The sequence below is a fragment of the Vibrio sp. T11.5 genome, from assembly GCF_027587155.1.
GTDB classification, from domain to species: domain Bacteria; phylum Pseudomonadota; class Gammaproteobacteria; order Enterobacterales; family Vibrionaceae; genus Vibrio; species Vibrio neptunius.
This window is the reverse complement of sequence record NZ_JAPPTP010000011.1, coordinates 83,264-99,767: the sequence shown is the minus strand read 5'-3', so window position 1 is coordinate 99,767 and position 16,504 is coordinate 83,264. Positions and strand designations below refer to the sequence as shown.

Below are 16,504 nucleotides of genomic sequence, written 5' to 3'. Positions count from 1 at the left end.
TTGATGCATTTATTCCAGATTCAAATGTGATCCAGACTTTAAAACGATATTTATCAATAAAAATCCCATTCAAGATAGGATTTTATGAGACCTCTCTCACGGCAAGCGACGAGTCTTACCGATAGTATTCGCAGCACGACTTGCGCAGGCAGTACCTGATGCTAAGCAACCGAATCATGGTCCCTCTGACCTGTGGCCGTACAGAAAACGCCCTACACCAATAATGATTTCCTGGCGGCCACCTACTTCTCTATGTCTTGATTATCTTTCACTGCCAATCTCGGCGCTTGTAACACTAATGCCGTCAACGTCCTGACTTGCATCGCCAACTCATCGTTCCATTCAGGCCAGATTCGAGCAATGTAAGCGTTCGCACCTTCTCCGTGGCTAAGATAACCATCGTTAAATGTGTCTGCCATTTTCTTGAGTGACTTTTCTTCATCATCAACCCAATTACCACGGCTAAAACCCGCTTCTACACAAGCTAAAGCGGTATTCGGGAAGTACGTTAAAGGCGTTGTCATTCCCTGATAGAACAAACGAACCAACTCTCCCAGCGTCGAGTGAGCAACAGCTGCATTCTCAAGTGGCGAAAACGTTAGGTGCACAGCTCCTTCTTTGCGGTCATAACCGACCATATGCGAGCAGTGCTGATGTCCCATCGCATTCAGAGCCAAATGATCGATCCAGACAGCAAGGTAATCCTGAGCACGAATTCGCCCACTGCGGAAACGAACTAAGCCCGATTGATAACTTTGAGTTAACCAACCTGTCAGCTGAACAGGTTTTCCTTCTCCCAGCACATCAAAGGTCAGTTTCACTTCAACATCGTCGCTCGGTGAGACACATAACCAAGTGAGCTTTTCTACCAGCTCTTCAGCCTGCACTCGATTGGTTTCAAATTCTATATCACCAAATGCGCCTACTGGTAGTTTACCTTGAGCACGTTGATGGGCGATGAAGTCGTCAATAATGACTTGCTGATCCCCTGCTCCACTGAGCTGGTGTTCAAGCAATAATTCCAACAGGCTATCGCGCATTTGGTAGCTTTCTAAGCCATTGAGAACGAATGGCTCATCATCTTCCATTACAGGTAACGGGGGCTCAAACACAACCTTAAGACGGCGATTAAAAAAATACTGCACAGGCAAACGCCAGAAGCGTTGTAACTCCACCAAATCCAGTTCAAGCGGATAGACTGCATCTAACAGGTAATCACTTAACTGACGATTGAATTGGCCACCGACTTGTCCTTGTCGATTCGCCGCAGGCAACCACTCTTTGGCGTAACTGGCATTATGTTCAACAAAAGCACTCGGGCTAAACGGCACCATAGAGTGAATGGCACTAATACTATTGAGCAGACGTTGACCGGATTCATCCACCGCTAACGCTTCGTCTCCTGCCAGACAATAGTTTTGTTGGCAATATTCCATCAACTCGGACACCAATACTGACGGTACGCGCTCAGTATTGTCCTGAATCGAGCGACCCACGTAGCTGATATAGAGCGTATGCTGCGCTGACAACAAGGCTTCCAAAAATAGATATCGATCATCATCCCGACGAGAGCGATCACCGGGTTTCGCACGCCCATTCATCAAATCAAACCCTTCTGGCGGCACGGTTCGCGGATAAATCCCGTCGTTCATTCCAAGCAGACAGACGGTACGAAATGGAATCGATCGCATTGGCATCAAGGTACAGAAGTTCACTTGGCCTGCTAAGAAACGCTGACTGACTCGGGTCCCGGAGAGTTTGTTGTGCAAATATTGAGAGACAATATCTGGTGTCAGATCCTGCTCATAAGACGCTTCTTGAAGTTGATCTTTTAAAGATGTCAGCGTGTCCCGAATCGATTTGAGCGCCACTTCACCTTCTAGATCAACGCTAAAAAAATCATCCAAGGCAAACGTCAAGGTTTCACGCCAGTATTCAATGGACTGAGTCTTGGCCAATTGAACGCGGTAATCGCTGACAGTTTCGATAAAGTGAGACAATTTACCCGCCAATTCAGCGCCGATACCTTGAACCTGATTGTAAGGTGACAACAGACCATCTTCGGTTTCGAGTAACCCTGCTGATTCTGGCATAGCGTAACCCAGCAACATTCTCTGAATGCCAAATTGCCAAGTATTTTGCGACGTTTCAGGCAAATCAAACTCTTCGCCAGTGTGTTGATTAAGTCCCCAGCGAATGCCCGACTCTTCGACCCATTGCTTCGCTTGAATGAATTCATCTTCATTCAAACCAAATCGAGTCAGAATAGCGGGTGTTTCTAGCAACTCAAGTAATTCAGAAGCAAGACAACGAGTATTCGGTAAGTTCACCACCTGCATAAACGCATGCAAGATAGGGCTTTCCTGATCAGCCGTACGGTCAGAGATAGAATAAGGAATAAATCGCTCCCCTGGCGCATTACCAAACACCGCCTGAATGGCCGGACTGTAGGCATTAATATCCGCCACCATAACAATGATATCGCGTGGTTTTAGACTTGGGTCAGAATCAAACATCGTCAGTAGTTGATCATGCAGCACTTCCACTTCGCGCATTGGGCTGTGGCAAGCATGTAAAGTGACCGAGCGATCCCGCTCATCAACCACTTGCTTGTGATAACTATCTTCGAGGGTATTATCATCCTGATGCTCTTCAAGATTGAGGATATCAGCCTGCAAATGGTGCAGCAAAGAGTCACGGTCAATATCGACGAAAGCTTCAATTTCATGAGATTCCAGTTGAGACAGTAAATACATGTTGTCTCTACCTAACTTGCCCATTGAAGCGAGTAAGCTGTTACCCACAACATTGGTGTGCAGTTCATCATCGAGGTTTTGTTCAACATCACCTTTGAGCTGCTGTGTTTCACCATCTAACTCAGAATGGTCTTGTTTCCATACCAGATGTTGTCGATGCCGAGCAGCCAAGCGCGCGAGGTATTTACGATCGCGAACCTCTCCCCAGTAATAGCGACAGGGGTTAGTAAACATCAGATGGACATCTATATGCTCACCGATGGCTTTAAGCGCATCCATGTAGCGAGGCGGTAGTGAAGTGATGCCAAACACAAACAGTCGTTTCGGCAAATGTTCAAAATTACCACTGTAGTTTTCCAGCGTATCGATGAAGTGTTCGTATAGGTTGGCGCGATGATAGGGCGACTGCCCTAGTTCAATAGTGTGATCGTATAGTGCCTGCCACAAAATAGGCTGCCAACTATGCTCCTCACCAAGCTCTGCCACAACTTGGCCCGCTTCCCAAGCGGCGATCCATTCGGGTCGATAAACCAGATAACCATCGAAAATATCAGCAATTTTTTCGGCAAGCTGATAGAGCTTACTCTGATCCTCGTCATCGACTAGGTAGCGCTCAAGTGCCTCAAACTCTACTCGCTCAAGAAGACTGGGCAGAATAAACATTAACTTCCAGGTCATGGCTTCTTTGTTGAAAGCGCTTCGCTGCGGCACATCGGGCAGCACCTGAGTGAACATATTCCAGATGAAAGTGGCAGGGAGCGGGAATTCAATGTTTGCGGCAACACCAAACTCTTTAGCTAACTCCATTTTCAACCATTGCGACATACCCGGGCTCTGAACCAGAATTTGCTCTTGTTCGAATGGGTTTTCTAATGGGTTGAGCCGTACCAACTCGACGAGTAAAGATTTTAACACGTCAACTTGGTTGGAATGGTAGACAGTAAACAAAATGCACTCACACTATTCTTGCCGCAATTGGATTGAGATTAGCATAAGTGCATAGCTTTCTTGAGAATTATACGCTTGTCAGTGCGTCAAAAGGCTACGCATTACGCACAATCACTTTATGAGGTTGATAGTAGCTGAAGTAACGCCATGCTACGTAACCTACAACACCAGTCGCCACTGTTAGCTCAAGACCCGCTAGCGTGTGCACCTGCTCAACATAATGGGCATCAATGCCTGCCTGCTGCATCCACCCTGCTAGCTTAAATAACGCAGTTGAGCCTATAACCATTGGGAAAGTAAACGCGGCATAACCAGGGCTAAATGGTAACCTCAGCAATCTGAAAAACGCGAGGTAGATAATCGCTGTCATCAATACACCAATGCCAAACAACAAACCAACAATCACAGGCGATGGCTGCGCTGACACTGTCAGATATCCTGCCAGCGATAAGCTCGCGGGTGCAGCCATAATGGCTAAGGTTGGCTTGGCTGCATCAGGTACCTGATGGGTAAACATAAAGCGATAAATCATCATTGGTAGCATCACAGCATACGCCAACATGCCGAAAATCAATGCACCATTGGCAATCAAGGCCAGGTCTGGATTTCCCGAAAATGAAACGTCCGCAACAATGATGCCCACAGGAGGTACAAACCAGCTTGGTACCATGTGATGTAGTTCAAACTCCTGAACTCGGTGGTAGATAAAGCTGACGAGGAAGACAATATGCAGGCCGACAGCACCCAACCAAAGCACATCACCCATTACTGCGGAAAAATGGCCGAGTGAATTAGACACCACCATAGTGCCCATAGCGAATGTAGGGACGACACTACCAACAACAGGGTGCGCCAAGTCCTGATTCAGCAGATGTCTATGAAACAGAAATTTGACCGCCAGAACCACGAGTAACACACTAGCTATCGCAGCTCCCACTAACTGACCATAACCATTCAAAGGTGCAAAGTTCTCCCAGCACCAACCTAAACTGGCAATCCCTAGCGCTAATCCTGCCATAGGTGTCGGTGCACCCATCACTTTTGCTTTTGTCGCTTGAATCATCATTGCCTCACATTCTTTCTTCTACGGAGACAATATTACGCTTGCTAAACGTTCGGATATATCTAATTATTTAAAACACTCGTTCAGAATAGTTTAACGTTATTATTATGGCTGCCAATATCTCCCTTAAACAGTTGAAAGTGTTCATTGCCATTACTCAGCACGACACATTGACTGCCGCCTCGGAAGCACTGTTTTTATCCAAAGCTGCCGTCAGTATGGCGTTATCAGAACTTGAGAAACAGCTCGGTCATTCATTGTTTGATCGGGTCAATAATCGCCTTGTTCTCAATCAGGAGGGACAAAAGCTGCTGCCACTGGCAGATGAATTATTGCATCGCGCTCAGGATATCGACCAGCTGTTTGACGGTGACCAAACCCTAAGCGGGCTGCTCAGAATTGGCGCCAGTGATACGATAGGTAATCAAGTCGCCCCTTATATGCTCAGCCAATTTCGCCAACAGACAGGCCACAAATCGCAGAGCTTATTTATTTCAAATTCAGCTTTGATCTGCGAGAAACTGGTCGACTATGAGCTGGATCTGGCATTAATTGAAGGCAAAACCTTACATCCTCAACTGATTTCCACTCAGTTTGGTCAAGATGAAATGTGTGTCATTTGCGCGCCAGATTCTCCCTTTGCTAAATCTCCTCAACTTCCAATCGGTGAGCTAGAAAACAGCGAATGGATTCTGCGTGAGCCCGGTTCTGGTTCACGGGAATTCTTCTTACGTGTGATTGCACCACGCCTTGAACACTGGCAAGAAGCGTTTCAGCTCAACACCACTGAAGCACTGATTAATAGCGTTTCTGCTGGCCTCGGTCTTGGCTGTTTGTCGCGCTTGTCGGCGGAACCCGCGATTCGTAGTGGTCGAGTGGTCGAACTGACGTTACCGCTGGATATGAAAAGGCGCTTCTGGTTACTGGTGCACAAAGAAAAGTATCAAAGCCCGCTACTCAAATCCTTCATCGATTTCTGTCACAACTGGCAATAAAAAAAAGGGCAGCCCCAATCACTAGGGCTGCCCTTCTAATCACTCAAACTAGAGAGATCAGACAGTGGATTCACTTGCTGGTTCGAGCACCAGTTTTTGTTCCTCTTGGTTCTGCTTCGCTGGGCTACGTTTTGCCAGTACGTAATAGAACAGTGGTGTGAGTAACAGGCCAAATACCGTGACACCAATCATGCCAGAGAACACTGCGATCCCCATGGCTTGTCGCATTTCAGCACCCGCACCGGTAGAGAACACCATAGGCACAACCCCCATAATAAAGGCGATCGATGTCATCAGAATCGGACGTAAACGCAGACGCGATGCCTCTAGAACCGCCTCCATGACAGTGAGACCTTTGTCCTGCAGTTCCTTGGCAAACTCAACGATCAGGATAGCGTTCTTGGTTGCCAGACCAACCAATACAATCAGACCAATCTGGGTAAAGATGTTGTTATCGCTGCCCCACATGATTACACCACTGATCGCCGACAATAGCGTCATCGGGATAATCAAAATAATCGCCATCGGTAAACGAACACTTTCATATTGAGCCGCCAACACCAAGAACACCAACAAGATCACCAGAGGATAAATCAGCGTGGCTGTATCACCAGCTAACTTCTGCTGGTAGGTTAGCTCTGTCCACTCATACGTCATGCCGATAGGTAAAGTCTCAGCAAGGATCTGCTCAATCGCAGCTTGTGCTTCACCTGAGCTAAAGCCAGGCATTGGGCTGCCGTTGACTTCCGCGGTCGTATACGCGTTGTAATGCATCACACGATCTGGACCTGCGCTGTAGTTAACATTAACAAAAGCCCCCAAAGGAATCATATCGCCATCGGCATTGCGAACCTTAAGCTGACGGATTTGCTCTGGTGTCTGACGGAACTCTTCATCAGCTTGAACATTGACCTGATAAGTTCTGCCAAAACGGTTGATGTCATTCACATAGGTACTACCCATGTAGGATTGAAGTGTTGAGAACACATCGTTTAGAGACAGATCCTGCTTCAACGCCTTAGTACGATCGACATCCAGATCAAGCTGAGGCACATTGACTTGATAGCTTGAGAATACGCCCGTCAATGCTGGATGCGCCCAAGCTTTCATGATCACTTGTTGAGTAACACCATACAAGGCTTCATAGCCATGGTTTGCTCTGTCTTGAATTTGGAGACGGAAGCCACCAATGGTTCCCAGCCCCTGTACAGGCGGCGGTGGGAAAATAGCGATAAAGGCATCTGGAATCGAAGCGAACTTCTGGTTCAACTGCATCGCAATCGCGTTAGCACTTAGGCTTGGGTCTTGGCGTTCATCGAAGTCGGCCAATGGTGTAAACACAATGCCGCTATTCGGGCTATTGGTGAAACCATTGATGCTCAGCCCAGGGAAAGCCACAGAATGTTCAACACCCGGTTGCACCAGTGCAATTTCCGACATTTCTCGAATCACAGCTTCAGTTCGATCCAGTGATGCTGCATCTGGTAATTGTGCAAACGCCACCAGATATTGCTTATCCTGCCCCGGTACGTAGCCCGTAGGAGTCTGATCAAACTGATAAGCTGTCAAGCCCAGCAAGCCAACATACATCAAACCAATCAAGGCACCCAAGCGGATGGTCTTGGTCACCGCGTAGCCGTATACCATAGCACCACGATTAAATAGCTTATTGAACGGCGCAAAGATAAAGCGGCCAAACAATCTATCCATAGCGCGGGTTAACCAGTCTTTCGGCTGATCGTGACCACGTAGCAATAGCGCTGATAAGGCAGGGCTTAAGGTCAGCGAGTTAATCGCTGAAATAAAGGTTGAGATAGTAATCGTCAACGCGAACTGTTTATAGAATTGCCCGGTTAGGCCAGACATAAACGCCGTCGGGATAAATACCGCCGCCAAGACTAAAGTCGTTGCAACGATTGGCCCTGTTACTTCTCGCATCGCTTTTTCAGTTGCGGCAATCGGTGCTAAACCTTCTTCAATGTTCCGCTCAACGTTTTCGACGACAACAATGGCGTCATCGACGACAATACCAATCGCTAATACCAGACCAAACAGGGACAAAGCATTGAGCGAGAACCCCATCAGATACATAAAGGCAAACGTACCAACCAGTGATACAGGCACTGCTACCAATGGGATGATAGAGGCGCGCCAAGTCTGCAAGAATAGAACAACAACCAGTACCACCAACAAGACAGCTTCAAGCAATGTCTGAACGACTGCTTCAATTGAGCCACGCACGAACACTGTTGGGTCATAAACGATCTCGTAGCTCACACCTTGTGGGAAGGTTTGCGACAACTCCTCCATCTTCGCTCGAACATCATCAGAAATCTGAATCGCGTTAGAACCAGAAGCTTGAAAAATAGGGATAGCGACCGCATCCTGATTATCCAGCATTGAGCGAAGAGAGTATGTCTCTGCGCCTAACTCAATACGTGCTACGTCTCGGAGTCGGTTAACCTGACCATCTTCACCCACTTTGATGATGATGTTTTCAAACTCTTCAACTTCGCTTAGACGACCTTTCACATTGATCAATAGCTGGAAATCAGAATCACCACTTGGTTGTGCGCCTAAACTACCCGCTGCAGCTTGTTGGTTTTGCTCCTGAATCGCGGCAATCACTTCGCTTGGATTCATGTCCAGAGCAGCAACTTTGTTTGGATCCAGCCAGATACGCATGCTGTATTCACCGCCACCAAACAGTCGAACCGCACCGACACCTTCAATACGAGCCAACTCATCTTTGACATTAAGTGCTGCATAGTTCGCTAGGTATAGCAGGTCATAACGCTCATCAGGTGAAATTAGGTGAACCACCATCGTCAGATCCGGTGATGATTTTTCTGTCACCACACCTAAGCGCTGCACAGTTTCAGGCAAGCGAGGTAAAGCGCGATCTACTCGGCTTTGAACCAGTGTTTGTGCCTTATCTACATCGGTACCGATGGCAAAGGTCACAGTTAAAGTCATTACACCATCTGATGTCGCCTGCGAAGACATATACAGCATGTCTTCCACACCATTAATCTCTTCTTCGAGTGGTGAGGCAACGGTATCGGCAATAACTTTAGGGTTTGCTCCCGGGTAGGTCGCAGTAACGACAACGGTCGGCGGCACCACTTCCGGATACTCCGTGATAGGCAACTGCCACACTGAGATCGCACCGCCGATAAAAATCAGTATCGACAATACAGAAGCGAAGATCGGCCGACGTATGAAAAACTGAGAAAACATTGCAATGATTCCTTCTTAGTTCACTTGCAAAGTCAGAAGCTCATTGCGCTGCTGATCAAGTAGCGCCTGTTGCTGGCGAATGCTCGCGAGAGTATTTTCATCCGCCATAGAGACTTCATTCGGCGTCACTGGCATATTGGCACGTACACGCTGTAGGCCATTGACGACAACCTTATCGCCCGCGTTCAAACCAGAAGCGATAATACGCAAGCCGTTTACACCTTCACCTAGTGAGATAGCGCGATACTGAACTACGTTGTCATCGCCAAGCACCAATACATACTTGTTATTCAGATCAGTACCAATCGCTTTGTTATCGATCAGAACGCCCTGATAGCTCGCTGAGCCAGCAATACGTAACTTGGCAAACATACCCGGAAGTAAGTTTTGCTTTTCGTTATCAAACACGGCGCGTACTCGAATCGTACCCGTAGTTTCGTCAATCGCGTTATCAACAAAGTCGATATAACCAAGGTGCGGATAACCGCTGTCATTCGCTAGCGCCATCTGCACCACATTTTCCGCTTCGCCGTTTGCAGGTAGAAGATTATTAAGCTGTTGATATTTCAGGTATCTACGTTCATCAACATCAAAATAGGCGTACATATGAGAAGTCGAAACTAAAGAGGTCAGCACAGTTTGACCGGTTGTCACATAGTTTCCTTTGGTGATTTCAGCATTAGAAACTTTACCGTCGATAGGTGCGCGAACCAGAGTGAACTCCAGGTCCAACTCGGCTTGAGCTAACGCGGCTTTTAATGCGGAAACACTGGCAATACTGCGCTGTTTATCTGCAAATCGGGCATCCACAGTTTCCTGAGAAATTGCTTTGGTTTTGCTAAGGCGTTGAGCACGCTCGTAATCTTTAATCGCCTGATTAAGGCTAGTTTGAGCACTGCTGAGCTCCGCTTTAAGGCGTGTCACTTCAGCCGCGAACAAACGATTGTCAATAGAAAACAGTACATCACCCGCTTCAACCACACTGCCTTCTTGGAAGTGAACTTTATCGACATAACCAGAAACGCGAGGCATCACAGTAACTGTCTGAGGTGACTCCAGACGACCTGAGTATTCATCTAACTCGGTGACTTTTTCAATTAATACTTGAGCCACTTCAACCCCAGGTGGTGGCCTTGTCGCCGCTGATTCTGCGTGCGAATCCTGACATCCCGACAGCACCAAAGGTGCTGCAATTGAGATTAGTAGAAGAGGATTTCTAAGGTGTTTACCTACCATCTCGCTATCCTTACCATTGTTTTTGTACCGATCGGTATAATAATCTCAGAATTTGAGTTAGATCAAGATAAATTTATAAAATGAATGATTACGGCATATAGACAACGTATGACAGCCGCATTACCATTTAAAGGAATTCAGGAATAAGTGACAGATAGATTTATGACAGGCGGAACTTCTGGCCGACCACGCTGTTTTGACCAAGAAACAGCGTTGGAAGAGGCATTAAAAGTTTTTTGGAATCAAGGGTATGAGGGGGCTTCACTCACAGACCTAACGAAGGCTATGGGGATTAATAAACCCAGCATGTATGCGACTTTCGGCAACAAAGAACAGCTCTTCCTGCAGGCCGTTGATATGTATAAGCGACGCGAAAGTGAGTTCTTCTATCAGGCGCTTGAACAGCAAAACATCCGCGACGTCATCACTGGAATTCTGTCTGGCTCAGCTCAAGCTCACTGCTGCAATGAAAAACCCAAAGGCTGCCTGATGATACAAGGCGCACTGGCTTGTAGCTCAGAAGCCAGCTCCATCAAGCAAACCCTAATGGCTCGTCGCAATGAGATGGGAGAAACTCTCCACCAAAGGTTTGAAAAAGCCCAACAAGAGGGTCAGTTACTCCAGGATGCTAACCCAAGAGTAATGAGCCACTACCTCGCGACTGTGCTGAATGGCTTATCTGTTCACTCGATGGATGATATTTCAGAAGAAATGATCCATGCCGTTGCGAACATGGCGATGAACAATTTGCTTTCATGCTGCATTCAGCCAGACTGATCACTCTCCTCATCGCAGAGGAGATTACGCCTCTTCTGCCCCTCACTTGTTTAGATAATCAACCAATTGCTCATACTATCAGCAAACGCATTGCCCAGCTCTCAGAGTTAAGCTAGCTATCTGGACTTAATTGGTGAAAAACTGTATAAACAGACAGTAATGAATTCCATTAATTTTGAATTAGAGGACCAACCATGGCTGTAATCGTCAAGTACGTGGTAGAACGCAACGGAGAAGAGAAAATGACTTTTACCTCTAAAGCGGAAGCTGACGCCTATGACAAAATGCTTGATATGGCTGATGAGCTTTTTGAGCTACTAGGTAAAAGTGAGTTGCTGGAAGATGAAGGCAAGCAAGAAGACTTGGCTATGTTTCTGGCGCAAAACAAAGAAGAAGTACTTTTTGCTCTTGGTGCTAAACGCAAACCTGCGCCAAAGAAAAAGACCATTGAGGCGGTTGAAGACGCTGAAGAAGATTCAGCTCAAGAAGACGCAGCGTAACAACACGCTCAACAGATGTATAAAACCTCAGCAATGGCTGAGGTTTTTTGTTTTAGGGGAAACAAATCACCTCACGTTTACCCTAATTCCTTGCTCCTCTCTGAGTTACTATTTCTATTATCTAGCTTTCATGAGAAAATTTAGATGAGTTATATTGTCGAAGTATGTATCGATAACATTGAATCCCTTCACCTTGCTATTGAAGGTGGTGCAGGCCGGATTGAACTTTGTTCATCACTGGCACTAGGTGGTCTCACACCAAGCTTTGGTTTGATGAAACAAGCAGGCAAACTCTCATCTGTGCCTGTGTATGCCATGATTCGTCCTCGTCAGGGCGACTTTCTCTACACCGAGCAAGAGATTGAAAGCATGCTGATTGATATCGAAGCGGCTGCCGATGCTGGTTTACAAGGTGTAGTTCTTGGGACCTTGAATGAGGATGGTCATATTGATATGAACGCCGCTCAACGTCTGGTCAATCAAGCCAAATCCCTCAAACTAGGCGTCACTTTCCATCGCGCGATTGACCAATGCGCCGATTATCAGAGATCTATTGAAGATATTGCGGAACTTGGCTGCGAACGTGTTCTTACATCGGGGCTTGCTACTAATGTCGATCAAGGCCTTGATGTTCTTCGACACATGGTGGAGCTTGCTGACGATCGCTTCTCAATTATGGCAGGTGCTGGCCTAAACGCGGAAAATGTCTACAAAATCGTTTCTGAATCTGCGGTTCAGGAAGTGCATTTATCGGGTAAATCCACACGGCTAAGCAAAATGAAGCTCATCGCGGAGCAAGCCAAAATGGGTAATCAGAATATTGATGATTTTGTTGTTCCGGTTACTGATCCACAAGCGATTGAAAAGGTAGTAAAAGCTCTCACTTCTTCGTGATTATTCTCTCCCGTCTGAGTTTGAAATGCTAACCTTTTGATAGCAAAAGGAGAGTCTTATGAGTAAAAGCAAACTGGATAAAAAGTTTTACGAAAAGGAACTGGCTCGACTTCAAGTTGAATTGGTTAAGCTGCAAGAATGGGTCAAGCAAAAGGGCCTCAAAGTCGTTGTGCTCTTTGAAGGGCGGGATGCAGCGGGTAAAGGCGGAGTCATCAAACGTATCACTGAGAAGCTCAACCCTCGTATCTGTCGCATTGCAGCCCTACCGACCCCAACCGAAAAAGAAAAGACCCAATGGTATTTCCAGCGCTACGTAGCGCATCTTCCCGCGGCTGGTGAAATGGTTTTATTTGACCGTAGCTGGTACAACCGTGCAGGCGTCGAAAAAGTCATGAACTTCTGTACTCAAGAACAGTATGACGAATTTCTGCGATCATGCCCCGAATTTGAACGTATGTTGCAGCGTTCTGGGATTATCTTACTCAAATATTGGTTTTCAGTTTCAGATGAAGAGCAGGAGAAGCGCTTCCTTGAACGGATTAACACACCGGTGAAGCGCTGGAAGTTCAGCCCAATGGACTTAGAATCTCGCAATCGCTGGGCAGAATATTCTGCAGCCAAAGACAAAATGTTTGCTTACACCGATACCAAGCAGTGTCCATGGTGGGTCGTACCCTCTGATGACAAAAAGCGCGCTCGGTTAAACTGTATTAGCCATCTACTTGAACAAATTGAGTATCAGGATATTACCTACCCAGAGATCGAGCTACCAGAGCTCAACAAAGAAGGTTATATTCGAGCTCCCATTGAAGAGCAAACTTTTGTTCCCGAAAAATACTGAAGCTCGTCAAGCGACTAGAAGAAACAGTATGTCGCTGCGTGTTTAGCGCAACGCATCATCAATACTTTGTTCACCCAGATGGCGCACATCTTTGCCTTTAACAAAATAGATGATGTATTCGCAGATGTTTTGGCAGCGATCCCCTACTCGCTCAATTGCGCGTGCAGACCACATAACTTGGAGAATATGAGGAATATTCTTCGGATCTTCCATCATATAAGTCATCAATTGACGGATAACGGCTTCATACTCCGCATCAATTTTATCATCCAGCTTGTACACTTCTGCAGCTGAATCGACATCCATTCGCGCAAACGCATCCAAAACCTGATGCAACATACCTATTGCTTGACGACAGAGTGGTTCAAGGGAAACCTGGAACATCTGCTCTTTTGATGACGGACTTTCAATCGCCACATAAGCCATTTTGGTTGCCACGTCCCCAATTCGCTCAAGATCGGTGATGGTCTTGATGATCGCCATGATCAAGCGTAAGTCTTTAGCCGTTGGCTGACGTTTGGCGATGATTCGCGTGCAAGCTTCATCGATAGAGACTTCCATCGCATTTACTTTATGATCGTCACGTACGACTTTACGCGCTAGCTCAATATCCTCTTTGTGCAGTGCCTGCATAGCAAAAGATAACTGCTGCTCAACCAGCCCTCCCATCGTCAGTACGTGGGTTCGGATGGATTCTAATTCGACATTAAACTGTCCTGATATGTGACGTCCAAAGTTCATGAAATATCGGTATCTCCCTTATTATCCGTATCTACCTGTGATGTAATCTTCCGTTTGTTTTTTCAATGGTGAAGTGAAAATTGAGTCGGTATCTGAATACTCGATCAACTTACCCATATGAATAAACGCCGTATGATCGCTAACACGCGCTGCTTGTTGCATGTTATGAGTGACAATAACTACAGTATATTTGGTTTTAAGATCATTGATCAGTTCTTCAATGGTCAAAGTGGAAATTGGGTCTAGTGCCGAGGTAGGCTCGTCAAGAAGTAATACTTCAGGTTCAATCGCAATGGCACGAGCAATCACCAAACGCTGCTGCTGACCACCAGATAAACCAAACGCATTCTCATGTAGCCTGTCTTTCACCTCTTCCCATAGCGCCGCAGCACGCAGAGAGCGCTCAACAGCATCATCGAGAACTCGACTGTTGCGAATACCCTGCAAACGTAAGCCATAAACCACATTTTCATATATCGATTTTGGAAATGGATTCGGGCGTTGAAACACCATCCCAACACGGCGGCGTAGTGTCGCCACATCAACCTGCGGGTGGTAAATGTTTTTGCTATGCAGTTTCACTTTCCCTTCCACGCGGCACCCTTCAACCAGATCGTTCATTCGGTTGATACAACGTAAAAGTGTCGACTTGCCACAACCCGAAGGACCTATAAATGCGGTCACTTGTCCTTTAGGAATGCGCATAGAAATATCGCTCAATGCCTGGGTATTCTGGTAAAACAGGTTCAGATCTTCGATTGCAATCGCAGTCTGTTCTTCACTCAGGTTGTTGACGTCTAATGGCGCTTGATAGCCCAATGTCTGATTAACTGAAAACATCTCTTAATCTTGCCCCAGAGTTCGATATTTCTCGCGTAGGTTATTGCGAATACTGATCGCCGTCAGGTTCAGCCCGACGATGACACTCACCAGCAAGAACGACGTCGCATAAACCAACGGCCTTGCACTTTCAATATTAGTGGTTTGGAAACCAACATCATAGATGTGGAAACCTAAATGCATGAATTTTCTATCCAGATGCAAAAATGGGAATTGGCTATCAACCGGCAAGCTAGACGCCAGTTTTACCGCCCCCACCAGCATCAAAGGCGCTACCTCGCCAGCTGCACGGGCAACTGCTAGAACTAGTCCAGTAATGATCGCGGGGCTTGCCATTGGTAATACAATTCGCCACATCGTCTCAAACTGAGTGGCTCCGAGCGCCAAAGAACCATGACGGACGGAACTCGGGATGCGGGTCAAACCTTCTTCGGTAGCCACAATCACAACAGGAAGTGTCAGTACCGCCAGTGTCAGCGCTGACCAAAGCAGGCCCGGCGTACCAAATGTCGGCGTTGGTAACTTCTCAGCATAAAACAGAGAATCGATTGAACCGCCTAATGTATAAACAAAAAAACCAAGTCCAAACACACCATAAACAATTGAGGGGACACCGGCGAGGTTTATAACCGCGACACGAATCAAACGAGTAAAAGCATTATTTTGGGCGTATTCGTGGAGATAAATCGCAGCAATCACACCCAGTGGCATAACGATAATCGACATGATCAGCACCAGCAGAACCGTACCGAACATGGCAGGAAAAACGCCACCTTCAGAGTTCGACTCTCTAGGATCATCGGATAAGAATTTCCATGCCTGATGTGCCCACTGAACCACTTTTTCAGCTACCGTCATTTGATTCGGATACCAGACATCCAAGATCCGACTAAGTGGGATTCGGTACTGATTGCCCTTCATATCTTCGACAATCAGGCCTTGCTGAGCCAATGCTAATCTCAGAGCATCCAACTGAGATTCCATTTCCGCGAGCTGCTGGCTAAGCATGCTCGATTGAGCGTCGTAACGTTTGATGAATTCGGCATCTAAGCGACCATTCAGCTCACGTCTTTTCTTCTCTAAACGCAACCTGTCAGCCTGAGCGCTGATCACTTTGATCTGCTTCTCTACCAAACGGTCAATTTTAGTACGTTGCTTATCGGCAAATGCCAGCGCGCTTTCAACATCGGTTTTAGCCCGCTCGCTTACCTTGCCATCAGCAGTAAAATATCCTTTCGGTTGACCGTAAAAGTCCCCACCTCGAGTCCGTTCAATCACCGCCCAACCTTCAGGCTTTGAACGTTCAAGTAAATCGACTTCCAGAATAGAAACAAAATCAGCAGGGTAAATATCCCGATTGGCAATCTTAATACTCAGTCTTTGAACTAAGCCTTTCTCCTCGACTTCGGGAGTGAGCGCAATGTCCATTTCGCGTAAGTGGCTGATCGGCACATATTCTTCGGCATAAAGCTGACCAATCAAGACGTCACCCTGTTCAGTTTTCCACTGATAAAGGGGAGCAGGCCAGAAATAGGACAAACCTTTCCAACCGATAAGCAGCAGCAAACCAAGCACTGACAGCAAACTAATGCTGACTGCTCCGCCTGTTAGCCAGACCCACGGTGAACCGGACTTTAGCCACTTAAACACGAACAATGCCCCTCGGATAACTT

General features: G+C 46.7%; 12 protein-coding genes. 5 read left to right on the top strand and 7 right to left on the bottom strand.

Annotated elements, in window-relative coordinates:
* Nucleotides 1–242: 242 nt before the first annotated feature.
* On the bottom strand, nucleotides 243–3,704 hold the full coding sequence (gene recC, locus OH455_RS13070; RefSeq protein WP_269981704.1) for an exodeoxyribonuclease V subunit gamma: 3,462 nt from the start codon (nucleotides 3,702–3,704) through the stop codon (nucleotides 243–245).
* 94 nt (nucleotides 3,705–3,798) lie between these two features.
* Complete coding sequence (locus OH455_RS13065; protein WP_269981736.1) at nucleotides 3,799–4,767, bottom strand: TDT family transporter; 969 nt, start codon at nucleotides 4,765–4,767, stop codon at nucleotides 3,799–3,801.
* Nucleotides 4,768–4,874: 107 nt separating this feature from the next.
* Here OH455_RS13065 and OH455_RS13060 point away from each other — a divergent pair, with 107 nt between their 5' ends.
* Complete coding sequence (locus tag OH455_RS13060; RefSeq protein WP_269981703.1) at nucleotides 4,875–5,762, top strand: LysR substrate-binding domain-containing protein; 888 nt, start codon at nucleotides 4,875–4,877, stop codon at nucleotides 5,760–5,762.
* A gap of 57 nt (nucleotides 5,763–5,819) precedes the next feature.
* Here the strand turns inward: OH455_RS13060 and OH455_RS13055 are convergent, their stop codons facing one another.
* Together OH455_RS13055 and OH455_RS13050 are read right to left on the bottom strand one after the other, a co-directional pair.
* A complete protein-coding gene (locus tag OH455_RS13055; protein ID WP_269981702.1) occupies nucleotides 5,820–9,002 on the bottom strand; it encodes an efflux RND transporter permease subunit in 3,183 nt (1,060 codons plus the stop codon).
* Between the two features lie 15 nt (nucleotides 9,003–9,017).
* On the bottom strand, nucleotides 9,018–10,238 hold the full coding sequence (locus OH455_RS13050; RefSeq protein ID WP_269981701.1) for an efflux RND transporter periplasmic adaptor subunit: 1,221 nt from the start codon (nucleotides 10,236–10,238) through the stop codon (nucleotides 9,018–9,020).
* Nucleotides 10,239–10,385: 147 nt separating this feature from the next.
* Between OH455_RS13050 and OH455_RS13045 the strand changes: the two genes are divergently transcribed.
* The 4 genes from OH455_RS13045 (at nucleotide 10,386) to ppk2 (ending at nucleotide 13,250) form a co-directional block, all read left to right on the top strand.
* Nucleotides 10,386–11,015: a TetR/AcrR family transcriptional regulator gene (locus OH455_RS13045; protein WP_269981700.1), complete on the top strand. Its 630-nt coding sequence runs from the start codon at nucleotides 10,386–10,388 to the stop codon at nucleotides 11,013–11,015.
* A gap of 194 nt (nucleotides 11,016–11,209) precedes the next feature.
* The gene (locus OH455_RS13040; protein WP_045976562.1) at nucleotides 11,210–11,515 is read left to right on the top strand and encodes a YebG family protein; all 306 of its coding nucleotides are present in this window, start codon (nucleotides 11,210–11,212) and stop codon (nucleotides 11,513–11,515) included.
* A 144-nt stretch (nucleotides 11,516–11,659) separates the two neighbouring features.
* On the top strand, nucleotides 11,660–12,409 hold the full coding sequence (locus tag OH455_RS13035) for a copper homeostasis protein CutC (RefSeq protein WP_269981699.1): 750 nt from the start codon (nucleotides 11,660–11,662) through the stop codon (nucleotides 12,407–12,409).
* 58 nt (nucleotides 12,410–12,467) lie between these two features.
* Nucleotides 12,468–13,250 carry a polyphosphate kinase 2 gene (gene ppk2, locus OH455_RS13030; RefSeq protein WP_269981698.1) on the top strand — a complete coding sequence of 261 codons (783 nt, stop codon included), beginning with the start codon at nucleotides 12,468–12,470 and terminating at the stop codon, nucleotides 13,248–13,250.
* Nucleotides 13,251–13,292: 42 nt separating this feature from the next.
* Here ppk2 and phoU read toward each other — a convergent pair whose 3' ends face one another.
* Genes phoU through pstA form a run of 3 tightly spaced genes read right to left on the bottom strand, consistent with a single transcriptional unit; the run spans nucleotide 13,293 to nucleotide 16,481 of the window.
* The gene (gene phoU / locus OH455_RS13025; RefSeq protein ID WP_045976565.1) at nucleotides 13,293–13,991 is read right to left on the bottom strand and encodes a phosphate signaling complex protein PhoU; all 699 of its coding nucleotides are present in this window, start codon (nucleotides 13,989–13,991) and stop codon (nucleotides 13,293–13,295) included.
* A 21-nt stretch (nucleotides 13,992–14,012) separates the two neighbouring features.
* Nucleotides 14,013–14,831: a phosphate ABC transporter ATP-binding protein PstB gene (gene pstB, locus OH455_RS13020; RefSeq protein ID WP_019274140.1), complete on the bottom strand. Its 819-nt coding sequence runs from the start codon at nucleotides 14,829–14,831 to the stop codon at nucleotides 14,013–14,015.
* A 3-nt stretch (nucleotides 14,832–14,834) separates the two neighbouring features.
* Nucleotides 14,835–16,481 (bottom strand): phosphate ABC transporter permease PstA, encoded by a 1,647-nt coding sequence (gene pstA, locus OH455_RS13015; RefSeq protein ID WP_269981697.1) that lies wholly within the window; start codon nucleotides 16,479–16,481, stop codon nucleotides 14,835–14,837.
* Nucleotides 16,482–16,504: the final 23 nt, after the last annotated feature.

Coding starts and splice junctions, on each gene's coding strand:
- OH455_RS13065 (WP_269981736.1), bottom strand. CDS start 4,767: ATGATTCAAGCGACAAAAGCAAAAGTGATGGGTGCACCGACACCTATG.
- OH455_RS13060 (WP_269981703.1), top strand. CDS start 4,875: ATGGCTGCCAATATCTCCCTTAAACAGTTGAAAGTGTTCATTGCCATT.
- OH455_RS13055 (WP_269981702.1), bottom strand. CDS start 9,002: ATGTTTTCTCAGTTTTTCATACGTCGGCCGATCTTCGCTTCTGTATTG.
- OH455_RS13050 (WP_269981701.1), bottom strand. CDS start 10,238: ATGGTAGGTAAACACCTTAGAAATCCTCTTCTACTAATCTCAATTGCA.
- OH455_RS13040 (WP_045976562.1), top strand. CDS start 11,210: ATGGCTGTAATCGTCAAGTACGTGGTAGAACGCAACGGAGAAGAGAAA.
- OH455_RS13035 (WP_269981699.1), top strand. CDS start 11,660: ATGAGTTATATTGTCGAAGTATGTATCGATAACATTGAATCCCTTCAC.
- ppk2 (WP_269981698.1), top strand. CDS start 12,468: ATGAGTAAAAGCAAACTGGATAAAAAGTTTTACGAAAAGGAACTGGCT.
- phoU (WP_045976565.1), bottom strand. CDS start 13,991: ATGAACTTTGGACGTCACATATCAGGACAGTTTAATGTCGAATTAGAA.
- pstB (WP_019274140.1), bottom strand. CDS start 14,831: ATGTTTTCAGTTAATCAGACATTGGGCTATCAAGCGCCATTAGACGTC.